At 65.2% G+C, this 24,289-nt stretch carries 25 protein-coding genes, 1 tRNA gene and 1 riboswitch; of the genes, 14 read left to right on the forward strand and 12 right to left on the reverse strand.

From position 1 onward, the window contains the following. The first annotated feature begins 369 nt into the window (after positions 1-369). Entirely contained in the window at positions 370-1,056 is a 687-nt protein-coding gene (locus RhoFasB10_RS03655; protein WP_167675113.1) for a GntR family transcriptional regulator, read from the forward strand. Here RhoFasB10_RS03655 and RhoFasB10_RS03660 read toward each other — a convergent pair. The 3 genes from RhoFasB10_RS03660 to RhoFasB10_RS03670 all read right to left on the reverse strand — a co-directional run bounded on the left by RhoFasB10_RS03660 (position 1,038) and on the right by RhoFasB10_RS03670 (position 3,137). After that, positions 1,038-1,598 carry a peroxidase-related enzyme gene (locus RhoFasB10_RS03660; protein ID WP_167675115.1) on the reverse strand — a complete coding sequence of 187 codons (561 nt, stop codon included), beginning with the start codon at positions 1,596-1,598 and terminating at the stop codon, positions 1,038-1,040. The two genes, RhoFasB10_RS03655 and RhoFasB10_RS03660, sit on opposite strands and share 19 nt — an antisense overlap. Continuing rightward, positions 1,574-2,860 carry an MFS transporter gene (locus RhoFasB10_RS03665; protein ID WP_167675117.1) on the reverse strand — a complete coding sequence of 429 codons (1,287 nt, stop codon included), beginning with the start codon at positions 2,858-2,860 and terminating at the stop codon, positions 1,574-1,576. The genes RhoFasB10_RS03660 and RhoFasB10_RS03665 overlap by 25 nt, the downstream gene beginning before the upstream one ends. Positions 2,861-2,936: 76 nt before the next feature. Continuing rightward, positions 2,937-3,137 carry a hypothetical protein gene (locus RhoFasB10_RS03670; RefSeq protein WP_167675119.1) on the reverse strand — a complete coding sequence of 67 codons (201 nt, stop codon included), beginning with the start codon at positions 3,135-3,137 and terminating at the stop codon, positions 2,937-2,939. Positions 3,138-3,318: 181 nt separating this feature from the next. Beyond that, positions 3,319-3,396: riboswitch (cobalamin riboswitch) on the forward strand. A gap of 118 nt (positions 3,397-3,514) precedes the next feature. Here RhoFasB10_RS03670 and RhoFasB10_RS03675 point away from each other — a divergent pair. Genes RhoFasB10_RS03675 through RhoFasB10_RS03690 form a run of 4 tightly spaced genes read left to right on the forward strand, consistent with a single transcriptional unit; the run spans position 3,515 to position 7,054 of the window. Continuing rightward, positions 3,515-4,510 (forward strand): ABC transporter substrate-binding protein, encoded by a 996-nt coding sequence (locus RhoFasB10_RS03675; protein WP_167675121.1) that lies wholly within the window; start codon positions 3,515-3,517, stop codon positions 4,508-4,510. Then, positions 4,510-5,598 (forward strand): iron ABC transporter permease, encoded by a 1,089-nt coding sequence (locus RhoFasB10_RS03680; RefSeq protein ID WP_167675123.1) that lies wholly within the window; start codon positions 4,510-4,512, stop codon positions 5,596-5,598. Before RhoFasB10_RS03675 ends, RhoFasB10_RS03680 begins: the two co-directional genes overlap by 1 nt. After that, the gene (locus RhoFasB10_RS03685) at positions 5,595-6,362 is read left to right on the forward strand and encodes an ABC transporter ATP-binding protein (protein WP_167675125.1); all 768 of its coding nucleotides are present in this window, start codon (positions 5,595-5,597) and stop codon (positions 6,360-6,362) included. The genes RhoFasB10_RS03680 and RhoFasB10_RS03685 overlap by 4 nt, the downstream gene beginning before the upstream one ends. Next, positions 6,359-7,054, forward strand: a complete 696-nt coding sequence (locus RhoFasB10_RS03690) for a (2Fe-2S)-binding protein (RefSeq protein WP_068425302.1) — start codon at positions 6,359-6,361, stop codon at positions 7,052-7,054. Before RhoFasB10_RS03685 ends, RhoFasB10_RS03690 begins: the two co-directional genes overlap by 4 nt. A 128-nt stretch (positions 7,055-7,182) precedes the next feature. On the opposite strand, the gene RhoFasB10_RS03695 is transcribed toward RhoFasB10_RS03690, so the two are convergent. Then, entirely contained in the window at positions 7,183-7,653 is a 471-nt protein-coding gene (locus RhoFasB10_RS03695) for a hypothetical protein (protein WP_157105286.1), read from the reverse strand. A gap of 383 nt (positions 7,654-8,036) precedes the next feature. Between RhoFasB10_RS03695 and RhoFasB10_RS03700 the strand changes: the two genes are divergently transcribed. Beyond that, entirely contained in the window at positions 8,037-9,500 is a 1,464-nt protein-coding gene (locus tag RhoFasB10_RS03700) for an MFS transporter (protein WP_068425305.1), read from the forward strand. A gap of 27 nt (positions 9,501-9,527) precedes the next feature. Next, a complete protein-coding gene (locus RhoFasB10_RS03705; protein ID WP_068425308.1) occupies positions 9,528-10,586 on the forward strand; it encodes a 2,3-butanediol dehydrogenase in 1,059 nt (352 codons plus the stop codon). 91 nt (positions 10,587-10,677) lie between these two features. Here RhoFasB10_RS03705 and RhoFasB10_RS03710 read toward each other — a convergent pair. Continuing rightward, positions 10,678-10,752: transfer RNA gene (locus RhoFasB10_RS03710), tRNA-Thr, on the reverse strand. A gap of 89 nt (positions 10,753-10,841) precedes the next feature. Between RhoFasB10_RS03710 and RhoFasB10_RS03715 the strand changes: the two genes are divergently transcribed. Beyond that, entirely contained in the window at positions 10,842-12,329 is a 1,488-nt protein-coding gene (locus tag RhoFasB10_RS03715) for a threonine/serine exporter family protein (protein WP_167675127.1), read from the forward strand. On the opposite strand, the gene RhoFasB10_RS03720 is transcribed toward RhoFasB10_RS03715, so the two are convergent. Together RhoFasB10_RS03720 and RhoFasB10_RS03725 are read right to left on the reverse strand one after the other, a co-directional pair. Next, entirely contained in the window at positions 12,326-12,580 is a 255-nt protein-coding gene (locus RhoFasB10_RS03720) for an MbtH family protein (RefSeq protein WP_068425313.1), read from the reverse strand. The genes RhoFasB10_RS03715 and RhoFasB10_RS03720 overlap by 4 nt on opposite strands. A gap of 107 nt (positions 12,581-12,687) precedes the next feature. Next, the gene (locus RhoFasB10_RS03725) at positions 12,688-13,497 is read right to left on the reverse strand and encodes an alpha/beta hydrolase (protein WP_167675129.1); all 810 of its coding nucleotides are present in this window, start codon (positions 13,495-13,497) and stop codon (positions 12,688-12,690) included. Between the two features lie 115 nt (positions 13,498-13,612). Between RhoFasB10_RS03725 and RhoFasB10_RS03730 the strand changes: the two genes are divergently transcribed. Beyond that, positions 13,613-14,140: a general stress protein CsbD gene (locus RhoFasB10_RS03730; protein ID WP_068425320.1), complete on the forward strand. Its 528-nt coding sequence runs from the start codon at positions 13,613-13,615 to the stop codon at positions 14,138-14,140. Between the two features lie 29 nt (positions 14,141-14,169). Next, positions 14,170-14,820, forward strand: a complete 651-nt coding sequence (locus tag RhoFasB10_RS03735; protein WP_068425321.1) for a hypothetical protein — start codon at positions 14,170-14,172, stop codon at positions 14,818-14,820. A 78-nt stretch (positions 14,821-14,898) separates the two neighbouring features. Here the strand turns inward: RhoFasB10_RS03735 and RhoFasB10_RS03740 are convergent, their stop codons facing one another. Continuing rightward, complete coding sequence (locus tag RhoFasB10_RS03740) at positions 14,899-15,840, reverse strand: helix-turn-helix domain-containing protein (RefSeq protein ID WP_174551406.1); 942 nt, start codon at positions 15,838-15,840, stop codon at positions 14,899-14,901. A gap of 70 nt (positions 15,841-15,910) precedes the next feature. On the opposite strand from RhoFasB10_RS03740, the gene RhoFasB10_RS03745 reads away from it, so the two are divergent. Further along, positions 15,911-16,693, forward strand: coding sequence for an NAD(P)H-dependent oxidoreductase (locus RhoFasB10_RS03745; protein ID WP_068425331.1), 783 nt, complete (start codon positions 15,911-15,913; stop codon positions 16,691-16,693). Positions 16,694-16,709: 16 nt separating this feature from the next. Here the strand turns inward: RhoFasB10_RS03745 and RhoFasB10_RS03750 are convergent, their stop codons facing one another. Both RhoFasB10_RS03750 and RhoFasB10_RS03755 read right to left on the reverse strand, forming a co-directional pair. Next, a complete protein-coding gene (locus RhoFasB10_RS03750; protein WP_068425334.1) occupies positions 16,710-18,479 on the reverse strand; it encodes an ABC transporter ATP-binding protein in 1,770 nt (589 codons plus the stop codon). After that, complete coding sequence (locus tag RhoFasB10_RS03755; protein ID WP_346764345.1) at positions 18,476-20,185, reverse strand: ABC transporter ATP-binding protein; 1,710 nt, start codon at positions 20,183-20,185, stop codon at positions 18,476-18,478. Before RhoFasB10_RS03755 ends, RhoFasB10_RS03750 begins: the two co-directional genes overlap by 4 nt. Before the next feature lie 170 nt (positions 20,186-20,355). On the opposite strand from RhoFasB10_RS03755, the gene RhoFasB10_RS03760 reads away from it, so the two are divergent. Both RhoFasB10_RS03760 and RhoFasB10_RS03765 read left to right on the forward strand, forming a co-directional pair. Next, a complete protein-coding gene (locus RhoFasB10_RS03760) occupies positions 20,356-20,529 on the forward strand; it encodes a hypothetical protein (protein ID WP_165839498.1) in 174 nt (57 codons plus the stop codon). 48 nt (positions 20,530-20,577) lie between these two features. Further along, on the forward strand, positions 20,578-22,062 hold the full coding sequence (locus RhoFasB10_RS03765) for a trehalose-6-phosphate synthase (protein ID WP_068425340.1): 1,485 nt from the start codon (positions 20,578-20,580) through the stop codon (positions 22,060-22,062). Here the strand turns inward: RhoFasB10_RS03765 and RhoFasB10_RS03770 are convergent. Beyond that, the gene (locus tag RhoFasB10_RS03770; protein WP_068425343.1) at positions 22,059-22,538 is read right to left on the reverse strand and encodes a h domain protein; all 480 of its coding nucleotides are present in this window, start codon (positions 22,536-22,538) and stop codon (positions 22,059-22,061) included. The genes RhoFasB10_RS03765 and RhoFasB10_RS03770 overlap by 4 nt on opposite strands. Next, positions 22,535-23,173, reverse strand: a complete 639-nt coding sequence (locus RhoFasB10_RS03775; protein ID WP_206030502.1) for a hypothetical protein — start codon at positions 23,171-23,173, stop codon at positions 22,535-22,537. The genes RhoFasB10_RS03770 and RhoFasB10_RS03775 overlap by 4 nt, the downstream gene beginning before the upstream one ends. Positions 23,174-23,345: 172 nt before the next feature. Here RhoFasB10_RS03775 and RhoFasB10_RS03780 point away from each other — a divergent pair, with 172 nt between their 5' ends. Continuing rightward, positions 23,346-24,287 carry an alpha/beta hydrolase gene (locus RhoFasB10_RS03780; RefSeq protein ID WP_068425346.1) on the forward strand — a complete coding sequence of 314 codons (942 nt, stop codon included), beginning with the start codon at positions 23,346-23,348 and terminating at the stop codon, positions 24,285-24,287. The last annotated feature ends 2 nt before the right edge of the window (positions 24,288-24,289 follow it).

Below are 24,289 nucleotides of genomic sequence, written 5' to 3' on the forward strand. Positions count from 1 at the left end.
CGTTTTCGTCGATCACCGACCAACTGCTTCAAGCCCACTCTGTCGGCGGCGAGTGTCGGCATCACGCCTGCGAACATCACGGATGCATCACGAAATGTCACGGCCGGATAACGGCCCTCGCGGGTGCGTCGGAGCGACCAGGATTCGAATCGACCGTTCACGGGCACAGCTTGTACAACCTCGGACTGTTCCCGGGAACGGCTCGCGGCCAGGTGCTGCCGGTTCAATCAGCAGCCGGCAGCACCGTTCGCGCGGCACGCCTTGCACCAACGACGTGCGCGCGATGCGCGTTGCCGGGTTCCCTACCCTCTAGACTGACCGCGTCGGTCACGACGATCGGTGCATGACAGGAGTTCAGGGAATTCGACGATGGTGAACCCCCAGGAGGCCGACAGCGCGTCCGACCGCGCGTATCGAGTGATTCGCGATCACATTCTCGACGGCACTCATTCGACCGGAACGATGTTGGGCGAATCCACGCTGGCCTCGAGCCTCGGGGTCAGCCGGACGCCCGTTCGGGTCGCGCTCGCCCGGCTACAGGACGAGGGTTGGATCACCGTGTACCCCAAGCGCGGCGCGCTGGTGAACGGGTTGACCGAGCGAGCGGCCGTCGAACTCGCAGACGCACGCTTTCTGCTCGAGACCACCTCGGTCGGACGTGCTGCACCACATCAGCGCAGCAGCCTCGCCGATCGTCTGGAACTGTCCATCGCGCAGCAGCGGGACGCATTCGAGCGCGAGGATCTGCGTGCGTTCATCGAACTGACGCTGCGGTTCCACCGCGGCTTCGTCGAGGCGTGCGGGAACGACGTGCTACTGGAACTCTACGATCGACTGTCCGACCGGCATCGGTTCCTGTTGTTCGCCGCCGGTGATCGACTTCGCGCCCGCTGCAACCACATCATCGACGAACACGTACAGCTCACGAGCCTTCTCCGAGAAGGCGACGAGGCCGCTTTCGCCGACGTGTTGCGAAGCCACATCGCAGAAGTCAGCCTGGGCTCGTCCGTCGCTTCGGCGACCGTTCGCTCGGATCCTCAACGACCCATCGAATAGAACTTTTCGTTCGGTCGCAGTGCCGCGAGATGAGCAATTCGGTTGGACGCAGCGAAGAACGCCGTGATGGAGCCGATATCCCAGATTTCGTCCTCGGTCAGCCCTGCTTCGCGCGCGGCATCGATGTCCTTCGACGCGAATCGCTCGGGTTCACGAGTCAACGCCAGAGCCAGATCGACAATGGCGCGGTGGCGGGGCTCCAGCCGAGCACGTTCGGGATTCGTCGCCACACTGTCGGCGATCAACGCGTCCTTCATGCGTACCCGCAGAATCGCGCCATGGGCGACGACACAGTATTCGCATCTGTTGAGACCGGATGTCGCCACTACGATCAGCTCACGTTCGGCCTTCGTCAGGCCGTCGTTCCGATCCATCAAGATGTCGTGGTAATCGAGAAATGCGCGTAGTTCGTCCGGGCGATGGCCGAGCGCGAGAAAGATGTTCGGAACGAAACCGGACTTCTCGGCAATACCTTCGATTCTTTCGCGTAGGTCCGATGGAAGATCGGAAAGATTGACTACCGGGAATCTGCTGATGGACATGTGAGCCTTTCTGATGGTCGACCTTCTCGTACTGAAATACCCGCGCCCGACGCCGTGCTCGCCGCGGTTCTCCTTTCTGCTCTGCGTTGTCCGTAGTTCATCCCCCATCGGCACAATGCCGTGCACCCAGCGAGGACCGCCAGGGCGACCCATACCGACGGATCGTTGCCGTCAGGGTCCAATTGCGTTGCGAGGAGGGGCAATCCGAATCCGAGATAGGACACGACATAGAAGACGCCCAATGCTCGTGCGCGTCGATGCGGACGGGTGTATCGACTGATGTCCAGAAGCCCTCGGCGCAGACAGAAACCGTACGCGGCGCCCAGAAGCACGCCGCACACTCCCAGTTCCGCGAAACTCGCACTCGCGCCGCCGAAGCCGACGACCGACATCCCCACGCACGCCGCGGCAGGGCCGACGACACCGATCCAGGAACCCCAATCGAGAACGCGTGCCACAGTTTGTACGATCATCGCGCTGCCCAGACACAGAGCTGCAGCGAGTCCGGTCGTCATCGACGGCGACAAGGCTGTGTCCGGCAATCTGGTCGGCAGAACGACGAAAACGGCTGTCGCGCACGAGAAGATCCACAGTGCCTGCGGCAAAGCGTAGGCAAGCGCCACCGTCACAGGCCGGTCCTGATCCGACGTTCGATCATCGCTCGCATCCCCCACAGTCACGGGGTACGGGGAACTCCGGTGTCTGCTCGCGACGGCCGTGACGACGAGCATGCAGCAGATCGACACAGCGGACAGAAGAAATGCAACATGCGTGACGTGTAGCCCGAGTTCGACGAGACCGCCCGAAATCACCGGTCCGACAGCGAATCCCGCGGTCAGGGCCACACCGGCCGACGTAGTTCCTGATGTCTCGTTCAGCGAACCCGCCCAGGCAGTGCCCGCAACCATCACCAATCCGGCACCGACGCCTACAGCCAGCCGACCGACGAGCAAGCCGGCAGGACCGTGTTCGAACGCCATCGACGCAGTACCGGACAGCACGACGGCCGCGCCCGCCAACGCCACCGCGCGATTCCCGAGCCGGTCGGCGAGCATTCCCCCACCGAGCAGACCCGGTAGCAACCCCAGCGCGTAGACACCGAACACCACCGACAGGAACGCTCGCGACAACCCCTCTTCGACGATCAGAACGGGCATGACGGCAGCGAAATGATTCGCCGCCCACCCCGTGACGAAGAGCAGAGCAAGCACGGCCGGGAAGATTCGACCCACGCCGGCACCGAGCCGTCGGCTGTTCACCATGAAACTAGGATACATGATGTATCCTAGTTATCGACGGCTTTCAGCGGAGGTGCGGGACCGGCGCCGAATCGATACGTCACTCGGGGCTGCAGTTGCCGCCGTGGGCCGTGACCCATGCGATGTCCACTGGATCGTCACTGGTCAAAATTTGCATGTCCTCGCCACCGTCGCATGTGCACAACGCGATCGACACCGAACTACCGGTGTTCGACAAGAACCGCCACGTGCCGCCGCTGTCGACCCAACGAACCACAGTGGGCACGAAGTCGTCGTCCATGTCGCACTCCGTTCCGGCCGCACGCTGCCGACGGCATCAGGACTCATACTAAGCAGCGGCGAGTCGTCTTCTCGCTGACCATCGGAAGCATCGGCCTCGGACGGCGGACTGTGCAGCCCCGGGTGTTCGGAAAGGGATTGCTCATGCATACTGCAGGTCTGCACAAGCAAGCCAGTCATCGGGGGAAGCCGGTCGAAATCCGGCGCTGACCCGCAACGGTGGGCTGCCCAGCTTTCAGGGGTGGCGAGTCCGATTACCCGATGAGTGGTGTGCGACAACCTATTCGTCGTGGTCTACGAATCGGCAGTCCAGCTCGTGGCGATTCGTGCTGCGCGCTGACTCTCACTTCGTGGCTCTGAGCTCCAAGCGAGGTTCTCATGTCACGTTCCACCCCCACCATCGTCCAGACGGCCGCCCTCTGTGCATCGTTTGCGCTCGTTCTGGCCGGTTGTTCGCGCGGCGACACCGTCGACACCGCGTCCGAATCCCCGGTGTTCGACGAGCCCGTCTCGATCACCAACTGCGATCTCACGCAGCAGTTCGACGCGCCGCCGCAGCGCATCGTCTCCATGAACGACCACGTCACCGAAGTCCTCATCGAGATGGGCGTCGCAGACCGCATCGTCGGCATGGGCTACCGCAACGCGACACCCACCCCCGATACTGCCGAGGCATTCTCCCGAATTCCGGGACTTGCCGACGAATACCCGACCAAGGAGCAGATTCTCGATCTCGACCCGGACTTGGTCGTCGGCGGCATGCGCAGCGCATTCAACGACAAGGAAGGTCGATCCCGCGAGTCGTTCGCCGACGTCGGAATACCTACGTTCCTGTTCTCCGAGTACTGCGGATCCGGCTTTCCCGACATCGGCATGCTCGAACAGGACTACACACAACTCGGGCAAGTGCTCGACGCCGAGGACGCAGCTCGGACGGTCACCGACGGTGTCGTCGCGCAGCTGACCGAGATCGGCGACACGCTCGCAGGCGCGGCGCCGACGCCGACGTTCTTCTACGACTCCGGCGAAGACGCACCCACCACGATCGGTGGAGTCGGCGTCGGGCAACTCATCGGTGACTATGCAGGCGCGGCCAACATCTTTCCCGAGGGCGAGCGCCCCTACCTGGACACCACGTGGGAGCTCATCGGCGAACGCGCGCCGCAGGCAATCGTCGTTCTCGACTACGGCGACACCACGGCACAGGACAAGATCGACTACTTGAAGAACCAGCCGATCATGGCAACCACACCTGCCGTGCAGTCGAACACCTTCATCGTGGTGCCACTCGACGATTTCTTCGAAAGTCCTCGCCTCGTCACCAGCGTCGACACCATCGCGCGAGCGCTGCACCCGGACAGGTTCACCTCCTGATGACCGCCGTTGTCGAAAAGCCGACTGCTGCACGGACAACCGCGTCACCACGGCGGTCCACGCTCGGCTTCGGAGCTTTGATTTTCGGCCTGATCGCGGCGCTGTTGCTGGCGATCGCGGCAGCAGTGTCGTTCGGGTCGGTGCGTATTCCGATCGGCGACGTCTGGGCAATCGTCGCGCATCGTGCGATGCCCGGCGCGTTCGAGTCCTGGTGGAGCGAGACAAGGGAAGTCATCGTCGTCGAGTCCCGCCTGCCGCGATCGTTGACGGCCGCAGTCGTCGGAGCCGCGCTCGCAATGGCGGGCGGTGTCGCACAGGCTGTCACGCGCAACCCGCTGGCCGATCCCTATCTCCTCGGGGTGTCTTCGGGCGCGGGTTTCGGTGTGGTGCTGGTGATGACGATGGGCGTCGGAGCAGGCCTGCTCGGCGTGTTCACCATTCCTGCGGCCGCATTCATCGGAGCGATGATTCCGCTCTTCCTGGCCTTGCTGATCGGCGGTCGGTACCCGCAGTCGACGGCGATCGTTCTTGTCGGCGTCGCACTGGGAAGTGTGTTCTCGGCGTTGATCACGTTCACACTGCTGGTCTTCGCGGACGAGCACACCCTGGGCGGTGTGTTGCATTGGCTTGCGGGAGGATTCGGTGACGCGCGATGGGCGACACTCACCTTCCCCGCCGTCGCGCTGCTTGTCATCGGCGTCTTGTTGTTGCTCAGCGCGCCACGCATGGACCTGCTGAAGACCGGTGACGACGGGGCCGCCACCCTCGGTCTGAATGTACGACGCTTCCGCGTGATCCAGCTTCTCGCCGTCTCGATGCTGGCCGGCGCAGCCGTATCGGTCGGTGGCGGAATCGGATTCGTCGGGTTGCTCGTCCCGCATCTGGCCGGCTACATCGTCGGCACCCGCGCGATCAGACTGCTACCGGTCGCGGCCTTGCTCGGGGCGATCGCACTGGTCGGCGCCGACACCCTCGCCCGCTCGATCGCACGCAGCACCGAAGTGCCGGTCGGTGTCGTCACGGCACTGGTCGGAGCACCGATCTTCGTGTTCATGCTCTACCGCCAGTACGGAAAGGCAGTCCGGTGACTCTGTCCGTTCACAACGTCGCCGTCAGTCTCGGCAATCGAGAAGTGCTGCACGGCATAGATTTCGAGGTGCAGCCCGGCCAGATATTGGGTCTCGTCGGACCCAACGGATCCGGCAAGACGACCGCCCTTCGATGCTGCTACCGCGCGCTGACCCCGACGGCCGGGACCGTGCTGGTCGACGCCGTCGACGCCCACACGATGAAACGATCCGAACTCGCCCGCGCAGTCGGCGTCGGGACTCAGGAGCCGGAAGCATCTGCGGGCCTTACCGTTCGAGAGTCGGTTGCGCTGGGTCGGGTACCGCACCGCGGCTGGTTCGACCGCCCGACCACGTCGGACGACGCCATCGTCTCGACATGCCTGTCGCGTGTGGATCTGACAGACCTGGCCGACCGAGACGTGGCGGCCTTGTCCGGTGGCGAACGTCAACGCGTCGCCATCGCTCGTGCGCTTGCGCAACAACCACGAATCCTGTTGTTGGACGAGCCGACGAACCATCTCGATCTCCGTCATCAGCTCATCGTCATGAACGCGGTTCGAGAGCTCGCAGCAGAAGGTCTTGCGATCGTGGTCACCGTGCACGACCTACGGCTTGCGGTCGAATACTGCACGTCCTTGGCCGTTCTCGACGGCGGCTCCGTCGTGGCTGCAGGTCCGACGGCCGACGTACTCGGTGAACGATTGTTGGCGGAGGTGTTCGGGATCCGGGCCACCGTGTGCTCGGACCCTCGCCCCCGCATCGATATCGAGGGCCTGGCATGACCGCGTATGAAACGACTGCCGCGGCGGTACCGGCGCTCGCCGACTACCTCGACGGTCCGTTCGACCTCCCCGCCACGGTCATGCTCGACCCGACATGGATCCGCGCACGTGTCGACGACACCGGGCGGCGGTGGAACTGTGTCGACGACCGTGTGAACGGAACGTTGTGGTGGTACTCGGCCAGCTCCACGCTGGCGTTCGTCGCCATCGCCACCGCGATGGTGACCGGCCGCGCAGCCAACCCCGACCTGCACACGTCTCGAACGTTCCTGAGACCGAACGGCTACCTCGGCGGGGTGCACACCGACGATGTCGTGGGCCTTCCGGAACTGCCCGCGGCACTCGACAAGACCATGGGCGCCGTGATCGATGTCCTCGCGACCGTGTCGGGAGCGCGCAGGCGTGCGTTGTGGGCGATCACCACCGACTCCATCGCCAACCGAGCACTCGATGTCGGTGCCGCCCTGGGTGATCGGACACGTGGCAGCACATTCGCCGCGACCGTGATCGACAGCATGCCCTCGTCTCCGCCTGCACCCGGATTCGTCGACGTAGGTGGTCGCCGATTCACCCGTCGCTGCTCCTGCTGTCTCCTCTACGAAACCTCCGACGCCGACAAATGCAGCAGCTGCCCACGACGTACACGAGAGGACCGCCGGGCGCGGCTGGAAGCTGCGGCGGCCAGTCGGTGACGGGGATGTCGGCGGGCACGTAGGGCTGCGCGACAGGTCGTCGGCGGGTGGCAACGAAGGTCGGGTGGCCTCGTCGATTGCAGAGACGGCAGTTCGCCCGACGACCACCGGTCTGCATGACCGTGCGGTCACACTCCTGTGGCCGCGCCTTGCGCGAGGTCTCTGCTGCCGAAGACGGGTACCGCGCACAGCAATGGAAGGACATCACGGACGACTCGTCGTCCGCCGTCGTCACTTGCGGACTCCACCACCGGTCGCAGCAGTACCCCATCGGCCACCGACGCCGAGGCGATGTCGGTGATGAGTCCGGCCAGGCCTGGCCCCGTTCCGACGTACGTCACGGTGGTGGAGTCGCACGCGACCGCCGCGGCCAGTTCGCGGCGAGCGGTGCGTGCGTCGTCGGCGATATGGATGTCGATCTCCAGAATGATTGCGACCTCGGACGGGCCCGCACCCGAATCCTCGCGTTCCCGTCGCACGCGGGCGTATTGCCGTTGCGCGTCGCCGAGATCGCGGGCGCGTAGGCGAATGACTGCACGCGGTACCGGCCCCGTCAGGTGGACGAGGCGATTGTCGGGCATCACATCGGGAACGCTCATCGCCGGGCCCCGGTGAACTGCCCGGCGGCATCGACGACGTCGCTGGCGAACGTCCCCAGCGTCTCCGTTCCATCGTTTCTGTCGACGAGCAACTCGGCCATAGGACACGCTCCACTAGGTCGGCAATGTGATCTTTCGGAAACGTAACAACGATGTCGTCTGCGTCACAGTCCTCGAAGGAGGACGACCTTGCCGCCTCGCCGGACACCCGCGCCAACTGACCTCCAAAGAGGACTGTTTCGGCGCGGAGTCGAGCTTTAGCGTTTGCCATCTGTTACTTACCTCACACTGGCCGACCAAAAGTGTCGCGCCGCCGCTTTGCCGGGTCCGTGCGCCGCTTGGATCCCTCACCTCGTTGCTCAGTACTTGGTTCGGAGACCCCCATGCTCGAAAATGACACGAAACTCACCACAGAAGGGCCGTTGCCCGCCGCGGCCGAGCCACCGTCCTTGACGTCGAGACGCTTCCGTCTCACGGCTGTCGTACTTGCCGTCGTGGCGGCATCGTTCGAGATCCAGCAGCTGATGGTCATCCCGCTTCTCGGCTTGCTGTCGACGTCACTCGACGTGTCGGCGGCGACCACGACGTGGATCGTTCTGTCCGGCTTGGTCGCGGGCGCGATACTGACCGGTCCGCTGTGCAGGCTTGCCGACAGAATTGGGCCGAAGAAGGTATACCTACTGGCCGCGAGCGCAGTGTTCATAGGAAATGCGTTGTGTGCATTGGCTATTGCGTGGCAGCTGCCGGCGCTGATGCTGGTCGGTCGCGCCCTCGTCGGCATCAACATCTCGGCGGCGCTCGGCGTCGCCATTCTCAAATCACTGTGCAGTCCGAAGCAGATGCAGATGGGAATGGGCATCGTCACTCTCGGCCTCGGAGTCGGCGTCGTGCCGTCGTTCCTGCTCGCAGGAATCTTGATCGACCGCGGCGCCGAGCTGGTCACAGTCTTCTGGGTGACTGCCACGCTCGCCGCTGCATGTGTACTGCTTCTTCTCCTCGTCCCGACCACCGCCGGTTTCGCCACGGTCCGTATCCCGCTGCTGTCCTCCGTTCTCATCGGTAGTTGGGTGCTGCCGATCTGCCTCTTCCTGAGCCTCGGCAACTCACACGGATGGACGTCACCGTCGTCGTTCGTTCTTCTGGTGGTGGCCGTCATCGGCTTCGCGGGCTGGGCCCGTCACGAGTCGTCCTCCGACAATCCCCTGATTCCGCTACGCATGCTGCGCGGCAACGCGCTGGTGGGGTACTACGCCACCGCATGCATCGGATTACTCGCCTACGGTTACTACCTCACCGCCTCGGCGTTCGCGCAGACCCCGCCTGCCGAGGCCGGCTACGGCTTCGGTGCGTCCGTGTTCGAATCGGGATTGATTCTGGTCCCGGTCGGCATCACCGTTGCCGTCCTCGGCCCGCTCGTCGGCAGGCTCCTGCACGCCGTCGGGCCCAAATGGGTACTTATTGCCGGAGCCGGCATTCTCACCGCTCAATTCATCCTGATGGCCGTCGTCAAGTCCGAGCTCTGGCACATGTACGCGTATGCAGCGATGTTCGGCGTCGGCGTCGCGCTCTTCCTCCCGGCGGGGTGGTCCGTGTTCGCCCTGCAGGCAAAGTTCGACGACATCGGAATCACCGCCGGTATGGCGCTCATAATGCAGATGATCTACGGAGCTTTCGCAGCGGCTATCGGAACAGTATTCCTCACCCGCGACGTGGTGCCGGGGACGTCCTACTCCGTCGAAAGCGGCTACACCACAGTCTTTTTGCTGTACGCAGTCGGCATGGCCGTGGCGTGCATCACCGGCTTCTTCATCCGACGAGACCCGTCGATCGATCACCACGACAGCTGACTGCATCACAATCCGAGGAGAACGACGATGAAAGCATTGCGCTACTACGGTGCCCGCGACATCCGGTTGGACGACATCGACGAGCCCGAACCGGGGCCGGGCATGGTGAAGGTCGCCGTGGAAGCCGCAGGCATCTGCGGATCGGACATTCACGAGTACCGCGGAGGACCCATTTCGACACCGGTGCATGCGCCTCACCCGCTCACCGGGGAGAGTACGCCCATCGTCCTCGGTCACGAGTTCTGCGGGACCGTCGTCGCCGTCGGTGACGGCGTGAACCGCATACGCGTCGGGCAGCGCGTGGCTGCGAACGCAGCGCTGTGGTGTGGGCAATGCGCGGCCTGCGTCGACGGCCACACCAACGTCTGTCACAGCATCGGATTCCACGGAGTCAGCGGCGGCGGCGGCGCATTCGCGGCCTTCGACGTGATCGGTGAACGCAACGCGCACGTCGTTCCCGACGCCGTTCCCAGCTCGGTAGGGGCGCTGCTCGAACCGTTGGCCACCGCTGTACACGCCGTCAAGCTCGCAGACGTGTCCGAAGGAGACCACGCCGTCGTGTTCGGAGCCGGACCTCTGGGGCTCATGGTGATCAGCTACCTGGCCGGCTCCGGTTCGGCGGGAATCGTTGCGGTGGAACCACATCCGGAGCGAGCAGCCGCAGCCCGCCGACTCGGTGCCTCGACCGTCATCGATCCGCTCACCGAAGACGTCGTATCTCGCATCGCCGAGGCCGTCGGTGACGGTCGCGTCGGTGCCAGCTTCGACGCGGCGGCAGCGCCCGACAGCCTGCACACCGCGATCGCGGTGACGGGAACACGGGGATGCGTGATCAACATCGCCGCCTGGGAGAAGCCGATCGAGTTCGACCCGACCATGTTGCTGTACCGAGAAATCTGCATTCGAGGCAGCCTGGCCTACGACAGCGGCGACTTCGAGGACGCCATTGCACACGCCGTCCAGCGTGTCGGGGACCTGTCATCCCTGATCACATCGACCATCCCGTTGAGCGACGTGGTGACAGCAGGATTCGACCGGCTCGCATTCGAACGGAACGACGAGATCAAGGTGCTCGTCACCCCGTGACCCGACGCCGGCGCGGGGCACACCCGCACCAGCTGTTCGGAACGGACCAAAGAAAATACCCCAACCAGATTCCCTGGTCGGGGTCTTTTCGTGGAGCCCCCTAACGGGATTGAACCGTTGACCGCTCGCTTACAAGGCGAGTGCTCTACCGCTGAGCTAAGGAGGCGTTGTGCGTCAGCCACTATAGCCGTCCACGTGACTATCAGTGCCAACAGGTACCTTGTCGGAGGATCAACCCAGCGACAGAAAACGGACATGACCTTCCTGCACGACTTGACGGCCACGCTCAGCCGTCTGACGGGTGAGCGTCGCGCCACCATCGATACACCCACTGCAGCACCGTCGCCGCTGCAGCCGATCGACCTCACCGACGACGCGGTCGTCGCTGAGGTGCTCGACCTGGCGGTGCGTGTCGGCGAGGTTCTTCTCGCCTCGGGCACCTCTGCGACGGATACTGCAACGCAGGTGCAGTTCATCGCCGCCACGTACGGTCTGGCTCGCACCGATGTGGATGTCACGTACAACTCGATCACTCTCAGCGCCCACCGCGGCCCGACGCGTCCGCCGTCGACGACGATGCGCATCGTCCACTACCGCTCGATGGACTTCACGCGTCTGGCTGCTGTCGACCGGTTGATTCGCGGTGTGCGTATGAAGATGATTCCGCCGCCGATCGCGCGCGAGACGTTGGACAGGATCACGACGGCTCCCCATCCGTACAACCGCTGGATCGCGACGTTCGCGTGGGCCGGAATGGCCGCGTCGATCGGCGTGCTGCTCGGTGGTGGCGGCCTCGTCGCGGTCGTGAGTTTCCTGACGACGATGGTGATCGACCGCATCGGCCGCGTCCTGAATCGCGCCGGCCTTCCGTTCTTCTTCCAGCAGGTCGTCGGCGGCTTCGTCGCGGCGACGCCTGCCATCACGCTCTACAACTTCCAGGACCAGCTGGGGATCTCCATTTCTCCGTCGCAGGTCATCGCCGCCGGTGTGACGGTACTGCTGTCGGGATTGTCGCTGGTCGGCTCGGTACAGGACGCGATCACCGGGGCACCGATCACGGCGTCGGCCAGATTTTTCGAAGTTCTGATGATGACGGGCGGCATCATCGCCGGCGTGGCGACGTCGCTCAAATTGGCGGCCATCATCGGTATGGACCTGCCGCTGATCAGCAACACACCACTGCCGGACATCACGCAGGTGCCGACGAAAGTGCTTGCAGGTGCGGCGGCGTCGCTGTTCTACGCGCTGGCCTGCTACGCCGAGAGGCGCGCACTGACGGCTGCGTTCTTCGGCGGTTTCGCGGGCGCGCTCGGCTACCTGATCGTGCAGCAGCTCGACACGGGCCCGATCATCGCGTCGGCATTCGCCGCGACGGTCGTCGGTTTCGCCGGTGGTCTGATGGCTCGTCGGGCATTGATTCCACCGTTGATCGTGGCGGTCGCAGGCATCACGCCGTTGCTGCCCGGTCTGTCGCTCTACCGCGGCCTGTACGCGATGCTGAACGAGCAGTTGCTCATCGGCATCAGCTCGTTGTTCGCCGCCTTCGGCATCGGCTGCGGACTCGCCGCAGGGGTGACCCTCGGTGAATGGGGAGCCCGTACGCTGCGGCGTCCGCGCATTCTCGCGCGCACGGAAGAGCTACTGCGTCCCACTCTTCGACGCACAGAAGAACCGCGCCGCCCGACGACTCGTCGGCGACGCGGTTCTCCGGAAAAGACCACTCAGAAGGAGCGCCGGGTCTAGGCCTCGGGCTTGCCTTCAGCGGACTGACGTGCAGCTGCGTCGGCCTCCATGGCCTCGCGGAGGCTACGCGGACGCATGTCGGTCCAGTTCTTCTCGACGTACTCCAGGCATGCTGCGCGGCTGTCCTCACCGAAGACGACTCGCCATCCCTGAGGGACGTCGGAGAACGTCGGCCACAGCGAATGCTGATCTTCGTCGTTGACCAGTACGAAGAAGCGTCCGTCTTCGTCATCGAATGGATTGGTGCTCATCTCGCCTCACTCGTCACAAACGTGTTGTTTATCGGCAGTCTTCACTGTGAAGTGCCCCCCGACCCTAGCAACGCACAGTATCGCACCGGGGTGCCAGCTTCTTCAGCTCAGCTGCGCAGAAAGTCCAGGATCGCGTCGTTGATCGCGTCGGGCCGCTCGAGATAACCGTAGTGGCCGACGTCGGGAATCTCGACGTACTGTGCGCCGGGAATCGACTTCGCGAGCTCGGCGCTGAGGTACGCCGGGATCATGCGGTCGTGTTCGAACCCGACCGACAGGCACGCCACCGAGATCCGGCTGTAGACGGCGCTGCGATCGAACCTGTCGTCCATGCCCAGCTGGGCTCGCACGCCCGGCGACGTCGGCGCAGTCGAGAACTCGAACAAGTCGAGCCAATCGCGGGCGCTTCGCGGGTCGGCCAGCGTCGTCGGCGACAGATTCATCACCGCGGTGACCGCGGCCGCATACGTGGGCGGCAATTCCGTCTTCGAGTCCGCGAGCGCGCGCTCACCGTCGCCCAGCGTCTTCTGGAACTCGTCGAGACGGGCATGACCGGCTAGGAAAACGGCCTTGCGGACCAGGTCCGGACGCGTCAGCGCCAGCTCCTGCGCGACGCGCGCACCCATCGATGTTCCAACGACGTGGGCCTTCTCGTCACCGTCGCGGACCAGCTCGATCACCCCCGCGGTATCGGCGACGAGATCGTCGATGGTCATCCCCTTGGCGCTCTCGTACGACGGCGCGATGCCCCGGTTGTCGAAATAGCAGACGCGGTAGCCGGCCTTGACGAGGGCGGGAACCTGGTGAAGCTCCCATACGCGGCCGGGGCTGCCGGTGCCCATGATGAGCACGACCAGGTCGCCTGTCCCCTTGACCTGGTAGTTCAGCGATATCCCGTTCACGGTCGCAATCGGCATGTAACTCCTTCAGATAAGTCCCTGGTGCTCGCGAAGAGCTTAGTGCTGGTTTCTGTCGTCGACCACGGGGTAGTCCTGCCACGACCCGATCGCGACCATGCGAGGAGTAGCCCAGATGAGCGATGACAGAGCATCCGACCAGGCACGAAAGAGCCTGTTCGACGCGGCCAAGGGAAAAGCCAAAGAGGTCGTGGGTGCCGTCACCGGTAACGACGAACTGACCACCGAAGGCCAACTGCAGAGCGCCCAGGCGCGCGAGCGCAAGGAAGCCAAGGCCGCCGAACTCGCTGCCGAGGCGCAGGCACAGGACGCGGCCGAGGAGCTGGCGTCGGCGAAGAACATCGCGGAGGAACAGCGCGAGGCCGCGAGCGAGAGCGCGGACGAGGTCGAGGCGAACGCTCGACGCGTCCGACAGGAGCAACACCTGGCCGCCGAACAGGCCAAGAGCCAGGCCATCGCCGACGCGTCGACGCAAGCCGAGATCGACGCGCAGGCCGAGCAGATCGAGGCCGCTGCGGAAAGACGGTCCGACGCGACCGAGGCCACCAAGGAAGAAAGCGACGCCGTGCGCGAGCACAGCGAAGACATCGCCGACGCCGACGCGCTGCGGGCCGAGGCCGATCGGGCGCGTCGGAACGCGTGACACCCCTTACGTCGACAAGGAGATTTGCCATGAACGCGCTCAGCATTCCGCTTTCCATTCTGAGACTGCAGTACAAGATCGTTCGGATCCCACTCCAGCTGTTCGAGACCAACGTCGTTCAACGACGTGACACCGAGGACCCGGCGCGGCTCGCGTACGAGCGCACGGTCGGAACGTTGGACAAGGTGATCGGCGGCGCGCTCGGCGCTACCGACATCGAGCGGCGAGGATCGAAGCTCGTCGAGCGAACGGACGATCTGGCCCGCGCAAGCCGACTCGACGAGCTCGCCGACGAAACCGAGGCCCAAGCAGATCAGAAGTTGGAGTCCGCCCGCGAGGCCGCGCACAAGGAGCGGGCGGCAGCGGCCGAGGCTGCCGACGACGCTGCGCGTGAGGCTCGCCGCGAGGCCGAGGAGCGCAAGCAGCAGGCAGCCCAGGACGCGGAAGAGCGTGCGGCCGCAGAGAAGCAGCGTGCCGACGAGCTCGCCGCATCGCGCGTCGAGGAGGCCCGCAAGGCAGAGGAGAAGCAGCGCGAGCAGATCGCCAAGGTCGAGGAGATCGTCTCCGCGCCCGCGGAGGCCGAACTCGCCGACGCCGCCGAGCACCAGGAAGAAGCCGAGGCGAAGAAGGAAGAGGCCGAGCGGATCGAGAAGTTGTTCCTGGCCGAGAAGAAGGACTAGGCGCGCTACGCGCACCTTTCAGCCCACGCGCACGTTGCAACCTGCGCGTGGGCTGAAACGTGCGCGGGGCTGTGCCCGTCAGCCCCGGAACGTCGAGCGATACGCGCTCGGCGAGCCTCCGATCTCGGCCATCAACTGTTGACGCATCGAGGTCGCGGTTCCGAAGCCCGCCTCCTCAGCGATCCGGTCGATCGTGAGGTCGGTGTTCTCCAACAACTCTCGCGCGCGGTGCAGCCGCTGCGCCGCGATCCACTTCGCCGGGGACACACCGACTTCCGCGGTGAAGCGCCGCGTGAACGTCCGGACACTCATCGACTGTCGTTGCGCCAGAACCTCTACCGACAGATTCTGCCGCAGATTCGCGACTGCCCACTCCTGAGCCGACGCGGTCGACGTCGTCGTGGTCCGCGGCACTGGCGTCGTGATGTATTGCGCTTGTCCGCCGCTGCGATGCGGCGGCACGACGGTTCCTCGCGCGACACGGTTGGCGACCGACGCGCCGAAGTCGTGGCGAATCATGTACAGGCACAGATCGATTCCCGACGCCTCCCCGGCTGCCGTGAGAATGTTCCCGTCGTGGGTGTAGAGCACGTTCGGTTCGAGGTGCACCTGCGGATACAGTGCGCGAAACTGATCCGCCGAAGCCCAGTGAGTCGTCGCCCGTCGCCCGTCGAGCAGCCCGGCCGCGGCCAGGACGAACGCCCCTGTACAGATCGACGCGATGCGCGCCTCCGGCGGTATGTGATCGAAAATTTCGGTGCCCGACGACGACTTCGGTCCGTAGTCCAGATCCGACGCCGGCACGATGACGGTGTCCGCGTCGACCAGCGCGTCGAGACCCTGTGAGACGTGGATCCGGACATCTGCATCGGTGCGCACGGGCCCGGGCGTCGTCGTACAGGTGACGACGTCGTACAGCTTTTCACCGCTCTCGGACGCAGCCTGACCGAACAGCCGATGCACGGATCCGAACTCCATCCCGAGAAGTCCGTCGCGCACGAACACCACCACTCGATGCATGGCCGGATTCTTTCACATGTTGTCCGATCGGCCACTGTTCTTACGGAAACGCCGGTGACAGGCTCATGACATGAACATTCTCTGGGTTCTCGCGCATCCCGACGAGCGGTCGCTGAATGGCTCGCTTCGAGACTCGGCCATCACAGCACTTGCCGACGCGGGCCATACCGTCGAACAGTCCGATCTCTATCGTATGGCGTGGAATCCCGTTGTCACAGGCGAGGATTACGCCCACGACCCCGACGAACGGTTGCAGGTCGCGACGGCGTCGTCGACGGCACTGCGCACCGGCACCCTGGCAGAGGAGATCGTCGTCGAGCAGGAGAAGTTGCGCCGAGCCGACGCCGTGGTACTGCAGTTTCCGCTGTGGTGGTTCTCGATGCCGGCGATCATGAAGGGTTGGATCGACCGGGTGTTCGTCGAAGGATTCGGATACGGCATCCGGCGTGACACCGGGGGCACCCGACGCTACGGCGACGGCCTGATGGCGGGAACCCGCGCGATGATCGTCACCAGCATGGGCGGAAGCGAACACACCGTGTCGCCGCGCGGAATCAACGGGTCACTCGATGAGCTGCTGTTCCCGATTCAGCACGGATTCCTCTGGTACACAGGGATGTCCGTGCTACCGCCGGTGTTGGTGCCGAGCGCTGACAGGATCGGGCCCGACGAGTACGAGCACGCCGAGAAGACGCTGCACGATCGACTGGCTTCGCTGTTCACCGACGATCCGATCCCATTCCGGCACCAACACGGCGGCGAGTACGACGAGAAGTTCGTACTGCGCCCCGAGTATGGTGCCGGAGATTCGGGAGTGCGGGTGCACAGGCGCGTCGCACCCGTGCGCGGATAGTTGTAGCGGAGACCGACTATCCGCGCACGGGCCGCGCAGCGGCACTCTCCCACGCCGACCACAGTTCGGCGTAACGTCCACCGGCAGCAACTAATTCGTCGTGCGGACCCTGCTCGATGATCGTGCCGTGCTCGAGCACGACGATCCGGTCCGCTGCCGCCGCCTGCGTCAGTCGATGCGCGACGACGAGCGTGCTGCGGCCACGGGTAGCGGCGTCGGCTGCAGCTTCGAGATCGCGTGCACCCGAACTTCCCGCCTCGGCGGTCGCTTCGTCGAGCACCGCGACCGCGGGATCGGCGAGGACGAGCCGAGCGAGCGCAAGTTGTTGCGACTGAGCGGAAGTCAGCGCGTGACCACCTTCGCCGACGACGGTGTCGAGGCCGTCGCCTAGCGCGTCGACCCACCTGTCCGCCCCGACGGTCTCGAGCGCCGCACGAACGTCGTTGCGCGACGCGTCGGGCGCCGCGAGCAGCAGGTCGTCGATCAGCCTGCCCGCGAACACGTGGACTTCCTGGCTGACGATCGCGATGTGGCGCCTGAGACCGTCGGCACCGAGATCGGCGAGTGTCTCGCCGCCGATCCTGACGGTTCCCGACGTCGACGCGATCGACCCGGCTGCGATCGCCGCGATCGTCGACTTGCCCGCTCCCGTCGAACCGACGAGCGCAACCGTCTCTCCCGCAGCCACTTTCAGGTCGATGCCGTGCAGCACCTCGTGACCGGTGTCGTACGAGTGCCGCAGATCCGAGACCTCGAGTGTCCCGTCGGAGGGCGTCGCGCCGGTTCCGGGCGAACGGTCGTCGGGAATGTCGATGACGCCGACGAGACGCGCAAGGCTCGCGCCTGCCGATTGGACGTCGTCGAACGAGAACATCAGCATGCCGATGGGGTTGAACAAGCGGTGGAACAGCAGCGCTGCAGCGGTGACCTGGCCGACGGTGACGTAGCCGTCCTGTACGAACAGGAACCCGGCGGCGAGGATGACCGACAGGCCGACGCACTCGGCGCGGTTGCTGCGAGATCCGAAGCGCGTGAACAGTCGAAACACGGTGATGCCGATGTCACGCGCCTTGCCCGACGCGTTGTCGATCTCGGCGAGGTGGGCGTCCTCCAGCCCGTAGGCGCGGACGGTTCGCGCACCCTGCATGCTGCTGATCAACGCCTGTGAACGCTCGCCCATCGCGACACGCTCCGCGGCGTACAGAGGCGCCGACCTCGGCAGATACCACCGGAGCGCCATCACGTACATCGGAATCGCGACCATGCCTGCGAGGCCGAGCCGCCAGTCGAGGCTGAGCATCGCGACCACGCTGAGCGACACCAACAGCAGCGCCGACACGATGTTGGGGATGACCTCGCCGATCGACTTGGCCATCACTGCGACGTCGTCGCCGACACGCGAGAGCAGATCGCCCTTCCCGACGCGTTCGAGCGTGCTGACCGGCAGGTGCAGTGCGCGCGAGAGCACGCGTTCACGCAGCGTCGCGAGCATGCCTTCGCCCAGCTTGCTGATCAGGTACGAGCCCAACGCGGTGAACACGCCGCCGACGATCGCAGCCACGGTGATGATCACGACGACGGTGACGATCGTCGACGTCGGTGCACCCTCGGTGACCCGGTCGACCAGGATGCCGAACACGTACACCGGAATCAGCGACATCGCGGCGGCGACGGCGCTGACCAGGAGCGTCAGTGCCGCGAGGCCGCGTCGGGAATTCAACTCGTTCGACAGATAGGCCCAGGACCGTGTGCCCGTGGCGATCGGAAGCAGTTGTTGCGTGGTCATCGGAGGACCGTCTCCTTGTAGCGAGCATCGCCGACGGCGAGGTCGTGATGGGTACCTTCCGCGACGACGCGTCCCTCGTCGATCACGAGAACTCGGTGCGTCACCGCCAGCAGCGCGGGGCTCGTCGTGATCAGAATGGTCGTCTGTGCGCGGGTGTCGTCGTGACGCAGTTCCCGGATGCCGGTCGCGATGGCGTGTTCGGTGACGGCGTCCACGGCCGTCGTCGGGTCGTGCAGCACGAGAACGGGAGCCGACATCGCCAGTGCGCGCGCGAGTGCGACGCGTTGGCGTTGCCCGCCGGACAGGCTGGCGCCGCGGTCCGTGACGGAATGGTCGAGACCCTTCTCGTGCATGTCGACGACGTCGGTGGCGGCCGACGCGGTGAGAACGCGACCCAGATCCTGCCTGTCGCTCCCGGCTGCGATGTTGGTGCGCAGGGTGCCGGCGAACAGGTCGGTGTTGTGCGGTTCCACGAGGACGGTCTTGCGCACCTCGGGCAGTCCGAGACCGTGGATGTCGAGGCCACCGATCGTGATGGATCCGAGGTAGTCGTCGGCCCCGAGCTGGCCGGACAGCACGGCGGCCAAGGCCTCGCCGTCCTGCGCACGGAGCGCGACTACGCCGAGCAACTCCCCGGGCGCCGCCGAGAGATCGACCCCGTCGAGCGAGCGATACGTGACGCCTTTCACCGCGAGGTCGGTCGCGGACGGCTTCTCGGAACCACCTTCGGCGAGAACATGATCGGCGCCGAGCACGAGCGCGAGTCGGTCCGCGGAACCGCGCACGACGGCAGCGACGCCCGGCAGCCGGGACATCGTCGTCAGCGGCTCCATGACGAACTGCGACAGGCCGACGACGGTGATGAGCTCACCGACCGAAATGCGCCCTTGCAGCGCGAAGAATCCGGCCATGCCGGCGACACCGACCGACAGCAGCGCGCTGACCGTCGTCGAGAATCCCAGGTAGACGCTGTTGGCCTTGGCCATCTTCATCGTCGCCGTCAACGCAGTCCTGCTCGACGCGTGGAAGCGCGTCGCCGCGGCGTTCTCGGCTCCGATGCCGCGCAGCGGACGCACGCCGCTGACGAGATCGGTGGCCATGCCGGATACGCGCGCGACGGTGGCCTGCTGCTGCGTCGCGGCCCTCGTCAGCAGCGGGGCCGCGCGTTGCAGCAGGAACATGATGACCGGAGTGCCGATGAGCACCGCGAGACCCAGTGGGATGTCGATGACCAGGAGTGCGACGGCACACACTGTTGCCGCCGTCGATGCCGCGACGGTACGGGCGATGACGTCGAGAATCCACGACGTCTTCTCGGCGTCGGACGTCGACACCGACAGCAGCTCTCCGGACACGAGATCGGTACGCACCCCGCGCGGGTGCAGCACTTTGCCTGCCACCTCGACACGCATGAGATGAGCCTCACGTTCGATGCCGACGACGATGATGCGCGCACCGAATCGGTAGGCGTACGACAGCACGACGAACAGCGCAGCCAGTCCGACCAGCGACAAGATCATCGCTCTGCCGTCGCCGGTGTCGATGGCACGGCCGACGATCAGACCGATCGCGACCGGCACCATCGTCTCGCAGAACTGGTGCACACAGAAGAAGATCGACGAGATGATCAGCCGCGCACGCTGGCGTCGAACACTGCGACGCAGGATCGCGCTGCCGGTCGTCGGCGAGTCACTGACGGAAGACACGGCCATCACGCCGCCGGGTGGGAAAAGTGCATTAGCCGACCCTAATCCATAGGGGTGTCAACCTGTTCATGCCCGAAAGTGGCGAGAGTGCGTCCGATTTACATAGAGTCGTGGCGCGACGAGCACAATCAGCTCTCGAATTGCAAGGTTCAACGAAGACGGAGATCACCATGGCCGCCAAGACGACCACCGACAACGACATCGCCGACGAAGACATCGAGCCCTTGGCCGACGAGACGGCAGTGCAGGCACAGCGCGTCGTCGCGGCATACGCGAACGATGCCGACGAGTGCCGCATGCTTCTGTCGATGTTGGGTATCGAACCCACTGCAAAGGTCGACTAGTTCGCCGCGGGGAACTTCCCCCGGCCTTCCATACCGATAAGGACAGTAGTGGCTGACGCCTCGCAGGGTTCGGATTTCGTCGTCGTGGCCAACAGGTTGCCCGTCGACCTGGAGAAACTGCCCGACGGCAGCACGCGGTGGAAGCGCAGCCCCGGCGGGCTCGTCACCGCGCTGGAACCCATTCTGCGGGCGAACAACGGCGCCTGGGTGGGGTGGCCCGGCGTTCCGGACGTCGACGTCGAACCGTTCTTCGAGGACGGGCTCGAACTGTGCCCCGTCGGTCTCAGCGAGCAGGAAGTCGCCGACTACTACGAAGGCTTCTCCAACGCGACGCTGTGGCCGCTGTACCACGACGTCATCGTCAAACCCGTGTACGACCGGTCGTGGTGGAACGCCTACGTCGAGGTCAACCGCCGTTTCGCCGAGATCACGTCGAAGGCCGCCGCGCAGGGTGCGACGGTGTGGATTCAGGACTACCAGCTGCAGCTCGTCCCCAAGATGCTGCGCATGCTGCGCCCGGACCTGACCATCGGGTTCTTCCTGCACATCCCGTTCCCACCCGTCGAGCTGTTCATGCAGATGCCGTGGCGCACCGAGATCGTCGAAGGACTGCTCGGCGCCGACCTCATCGGCTTCCACCTTCCCGGTGGTGCACAGAACTTCCTGTATCTCGCCCGCCGGCTGGCAGGCCAGGTCACGTCCCGCGGAACCGTCGGCGTGCGGTCGAAGCTCGGGTCCGTGCAGGTCGGATTCCGCACGGTGCGCGTCGGCGCGTTCCCGATCTCCATCGACTCCGGCGACCTCGACGAGAAGTCGCGCTCCAAGGCCGTCCGCGATCGGGCGAAGCAGATCCGCAAGGAACTCGGCAACCCGAAACGCATCATGCTCGGCGTCGACCGGCTCGACTACACCAAGGGCATCGACGTGCGGCTCAACGCGTTCCGTGAACTGCTCGAAGAGGAGCGCGTCGATCCCGTCGACAACATCATCGTTCAGCTCGCCACACCGAGTCGCGAACGTGTCGAGAGCTACAAAGCGATGCGCGGCGAGATCGAACAGCAGGTCGGCCGCATCAACGGTGAGTACGGACAGGTCGGGCATCCCGTCGTGCACTACCTGCACCGCCCGATCCCCCGCGACGACCTCATCGCCTACTTCGTGGCCGCCGACGTCATGCTCGTCACCCCGCTGCGTGACGGCATGAACCTCGTGGCCAAGGAGTACATCGCGTCACGCAGCGACCTCGGCGGTGCGTTGGTGCTCAGCGAATTCACCGGTGCCGCAGCCGAATTGCGTCAGGCGTACCTGTGCAATCCGCACGACCTCGACAGCGTGAAGGACGCCATTGCGGCTGCGCTGGAACAGGCCCCCGAGGACGGGCGTCGGCACATGCGGGCGATGCGTCGTCAGGTGCTGGCGCACGACGTCGACCGCTGGGCCCGTTCGTTCCTGAATGCTTTGTCCGATGAGGCGGCTTCGCCGCATGTGAGCGCGAATGTAGAGCGGGCTATACATTCGCACTCACGGACCTAGATGGGTTCGAGGCCGCTCACCAGCCAGCGACCATCGACGTTCTCCATGCTCATCCGCACCCGACTGCCGCTGCTGGCGGCGTCGGGCGCATCGGAGCTGGTGGTGATCTGATTCAGGAACAGCAGCACCGTCGCGGTGTCCGGCGCCGCATCGACGACGGACGCGCCCTGCACCGTCACCTGCACCGTCAGTGACTTCTCCTTTGCGCCGGGCGCGATGACGCTCGTGACGAGCGCGCTGTACTCGTCCTTGAAATCACCCGTCAAACCGTCTGCGGCAGAGGCCAATTGCTGGTCGACGCCGCCGAAGTCGTACGCCAGCATCGCAACGGCCTGCGCGCTCGCCGCCGTCACGGCATCCGTGCGCGCCTGCTCGGTCCGTTCGTTCTGACGATAGTGGTAGAACAGAACACCGACCCCGGCGGCCAATCCGAGAACCACGACGACAGCCAAGGCACGCAACACATTTCGGTTCACGGTACGAACTCCACCCTCGACGCCGTCATGACTCCGTCGTCGTCGACGACGGTGACACGCAGCCGAAAGTCCCGCGGCTCGGGTTCCGCCGCGTCGGAGTTCTGCACCATCGCCCGCGCCGCGACGAGAACGTCCGCGGAATCCGCAGTGCTGCTCTCCATTCCGGCTTCGATGATCTCGCCGTTCGAGTCGACCCGCGCCTGTTGCACGACCTCCACGAAAGGCCCTTCCCTACCCTCGAATTCGGCCTTGAAGTCCCCGCTCGCGCCGGCCAGAAGCCGATCGACGTCCTGCTGCGCGGAGTCGGGATGAATCGTCGTCAGATTCAGCACGGTTTGGCGCGCGGTCTGCACGAAGCGCTGGTTGCGTTCGTCCTGCGCAGCCGCCGACCGCACGGCGTAGGACAACGAGATGCCGGCAGCCAGCAACGCGAGAACCACGACGAGGAACAGGGCCGGAAGGAGGCGTCGGCGACGCGGTATCTCGCGAGCCTCCGCGACGGGTTCCACGACGGGCACTTTCTCGACGACCGGCACTCGCTCGAGGACCGGCGACGCCGTCGCCCCCGAGGGGCCCGCAGGACGAACCGCGCGACGACGCGGACGCCTCGGCGTGAGGCCTTCGTCCGGTTCCATAACGACCTTCCTCGTCGGTGCTGTCTGTTGGCATGCTAACTAGAACATGTTTTCAGTGGGCGCGGATCGCCGTTTTGCACGCCGAACCGTCATGAACGCAGTCGAATCTGGAACTCGTTCTCCAGGCTGATAGCCTCGACCATCCGGCTGTTACGCGAGAGGATCTTTCGAGATGGCACACACGCTGACCTGGCACGACGACGTGAGTCGTCAGGCCAGGGTTCTGTCCTGCACGTTCCGGCTGGCGCTCAAGCCCGCGTTCACGATGTGGCCGCTCACCGACCGCGGAATCCGGGCCATCGGCCAGCTGGATCGCGCCGTCGACAGACTCCCGAAGCCGCGACGCGTGACGATCGAGCAAGTTGCTCTCGGCGGCGTGCCGTGCGAGAAGACGACGCATCCCCGCGTCGCCACCGGTTCGCTCGCCGGTGCGACGGTTCTGTACTTCCACGGCGGCGGATTCGTGTTCTGCGGCTTGGCAACTCACCGTAGCGCGTGCGCGACGATAGCCGCACGCGCAGGACTCCCCGTCTACTCCGTCGAGTACCGCCAGATCCCCAAGGGCGGCATCGGCACCTCGATCGCCGACGCCATGCACGCGTACCGCGCTGTGCTCGACGTCGCCGCCGACCCGTCCAAGGTCATCGTCGCCGGCGACTCCGCGGGCGGGTATCTCGCGATGAAGGTCGCCGAGATCGCCGTTTTGGAAGGCCTGACTCCGCCCGCCGCGGTGCTCGGGTTCTCGCCGCTGCTGAACCTCGACCTGAAGAGTCACCCGCGCGCGTTCATGAAGAAGGACGCGTACCTGCCGATGAAGCAGGTCCTCGCCCTCGAGGGCCGCTGGCTGAACGGTCCCGACGCCATCCCGGGGGCCGCGTCGCCGATCGAAGCGGACCCGTCGGTGTTCCCGCCGGTCTTTCTGTCGACAGCGCAGTACGAGCTCATGCGTCCCGACGTGGAGGCGATGACGCGGACGCTCGCGTCGGCAGGCAAGACCGTCGAGACGCATGTCTGGAAGGGACAGGTGCACGCCTTCCCTGTGTTGGCCGGTGCTTTGCCGGAAGGCCGGACCGTGCTCGACCTGGCCGTCGCCTTCGCCGCCCGTCACCTCTGACA

Origin of the sequence: Rhodococcus sp. B10, assembly GCF_011770055.1 — a bacterium.
GTDB lineage: Bacteria > Actinomycetota > Actinomycetes > Mycobacteriales > Mycobacteriaceae > Rhodococcoides > Rhodococcoides kyotonensis_B.

Coding starts and splice junctions, on each gene's coding strand:
- RhoFasB10_RS03740 (WP_174551406.1), bottom strand. CDS start 15,840: ATGCATCGAGTGGTGGTGTTCGTGCGCGACGGACTTCTCGGGATGGAG.
- RhoFasB10_RS03675 (WP_167675121.1), top strand. CDS start 3,515: ATGTCACGTTCCACCCCCACCATCGTCCAGACGGCCGCCCTCTGTGCA.
- RhoFasB10_RS03715 (WP_167675127.1), top strand. CDS start 10,842: ATGACCTTCCTGCACGACTTGACGGCCACGCTCAGCCGTCTGACGGGT.
- RhoFasB10_RS03655 (WP_167675113.1), top strand. CDS start 370: ATGGTGAACCCCCAGGAGGCCGACAGCGCGTCCGACCGCGCGTATCGA.
- RhoFasB10_RS03725 (WP_167675129.1), bottom strand. CDS start 13,497: ATGCCGATTGCGACCGTGAACGGGATATCGCTGAACTACCAGGTCAAG.
- RhoFasB10_RS03665 (WP_167675117.1), bottom strand. CDS start 2,860: ATGGTGAACAGCCGACGGCTCGGTGCCGGCGTGGGTCGAATCTTCCCG.
- RhoFasB10_RS03730 (WP_068425320.1), top strand. CDS start 13,613: ATGAGCGATGACAGAGCATCCGACCAGGCACGAAAGAGCCTGTTCGAC.
- RhoFasB10_RS03735 (WP_068425321.1), top strand. CDS start 14,170: ATGAACGCGCTCAGCATTCCGCTTTCCATTCTGAGACTGCAGTACAAG.
- RhoFasB10_RS03705 (WP_068425308.1), top strand. CDS start 9,528: ATGAAAGCATTGCGCTACTACGGTGCCCGCGACATCCGGTTGGACGAC.
- RhoFasB10_RS03780 (WP_068425346.1), top strand. CDS start 23,346: ATGGCACACACGCTGACCTGGCACGACGACGTGAGTCGTCAGGCCAGG.
- RhoFasB10_RS03670 (WP_167675119.1), bottom strand. CDS start 3,137: ATGGACGACGACTTCGTGCCCACTGTGGTTCGTTGGGTCGACAGCGGC.
- RhoFasB10_RS03690 (WP_068425302.1), top strand. CDS start 6,359: ATGACCGCGTATGAAACGACTGCCGCGGCGGTACCGGCGCTCGCCGAC.
- RhoFasB10_RS03700 (WP_068425305.1), top strand. CDS start 8,037: ATGCTCGAAAATGACACGAAACTCACCACAGAAGGGCCGTTGCCCGCC.
- RhoFasB10_RS03750 (WP_068425334.1), bottom strand. CDS start 18,479: ATGACCACGCAACAACTGCTTCCGATCGCCACGGGCACACGGTCCTGG.
- RhoFasB10_RS03720 (WP_068425313.1), bottom strand. CDS start 12,580: ATGAGCACCAATCCATTCGATGACGAAGACGGACGCTTCTTCGTACTG.
- RhoFasB10_RS03775 (WP_206030502.1), bottom strand. CDS start 23,173: ATGGAACCGGACGAAGGCCTCACGCCGAGGCGTCCGCGTCGTCGCGCG.
- RhoFasB10_RS03680 (WP_167675123.1), top strand. CDS start 4,510: ATGACCGCCGTTGTCGAAAAGCCGACTGCTGCACGGACAACCGCGTCA.
- RhoFasB10_RS03695 (WP_157105286.1), bottom strand. CDS start 7,653: ATGAGCGTTCCCGATGTGATGCCCGACAATCGCCTCGTCCACCTGACG.
- RhoFasB10_RS03745 (WP_068425331.1), top strand. CDS start 15,911: ATGAACATTCTCTGGGTTCTCGCGCATCCCGACGAGCGGTCGCTGAAT.
- RhoFasB10_RS03760 (WP_165839498.1), top strand. CDS start 20,356: ATGGCCGCCAAGACGACCACCGACAACGACATCGCCGACGAAGACATC.
- RhoFasB10_RS03660 (WP_167675115.1), bottom strand. CDS start 1,598: ATGTCCATCAGCAGATTCCCGGTAGTCAATCTTTCCGATCTTCCATCG.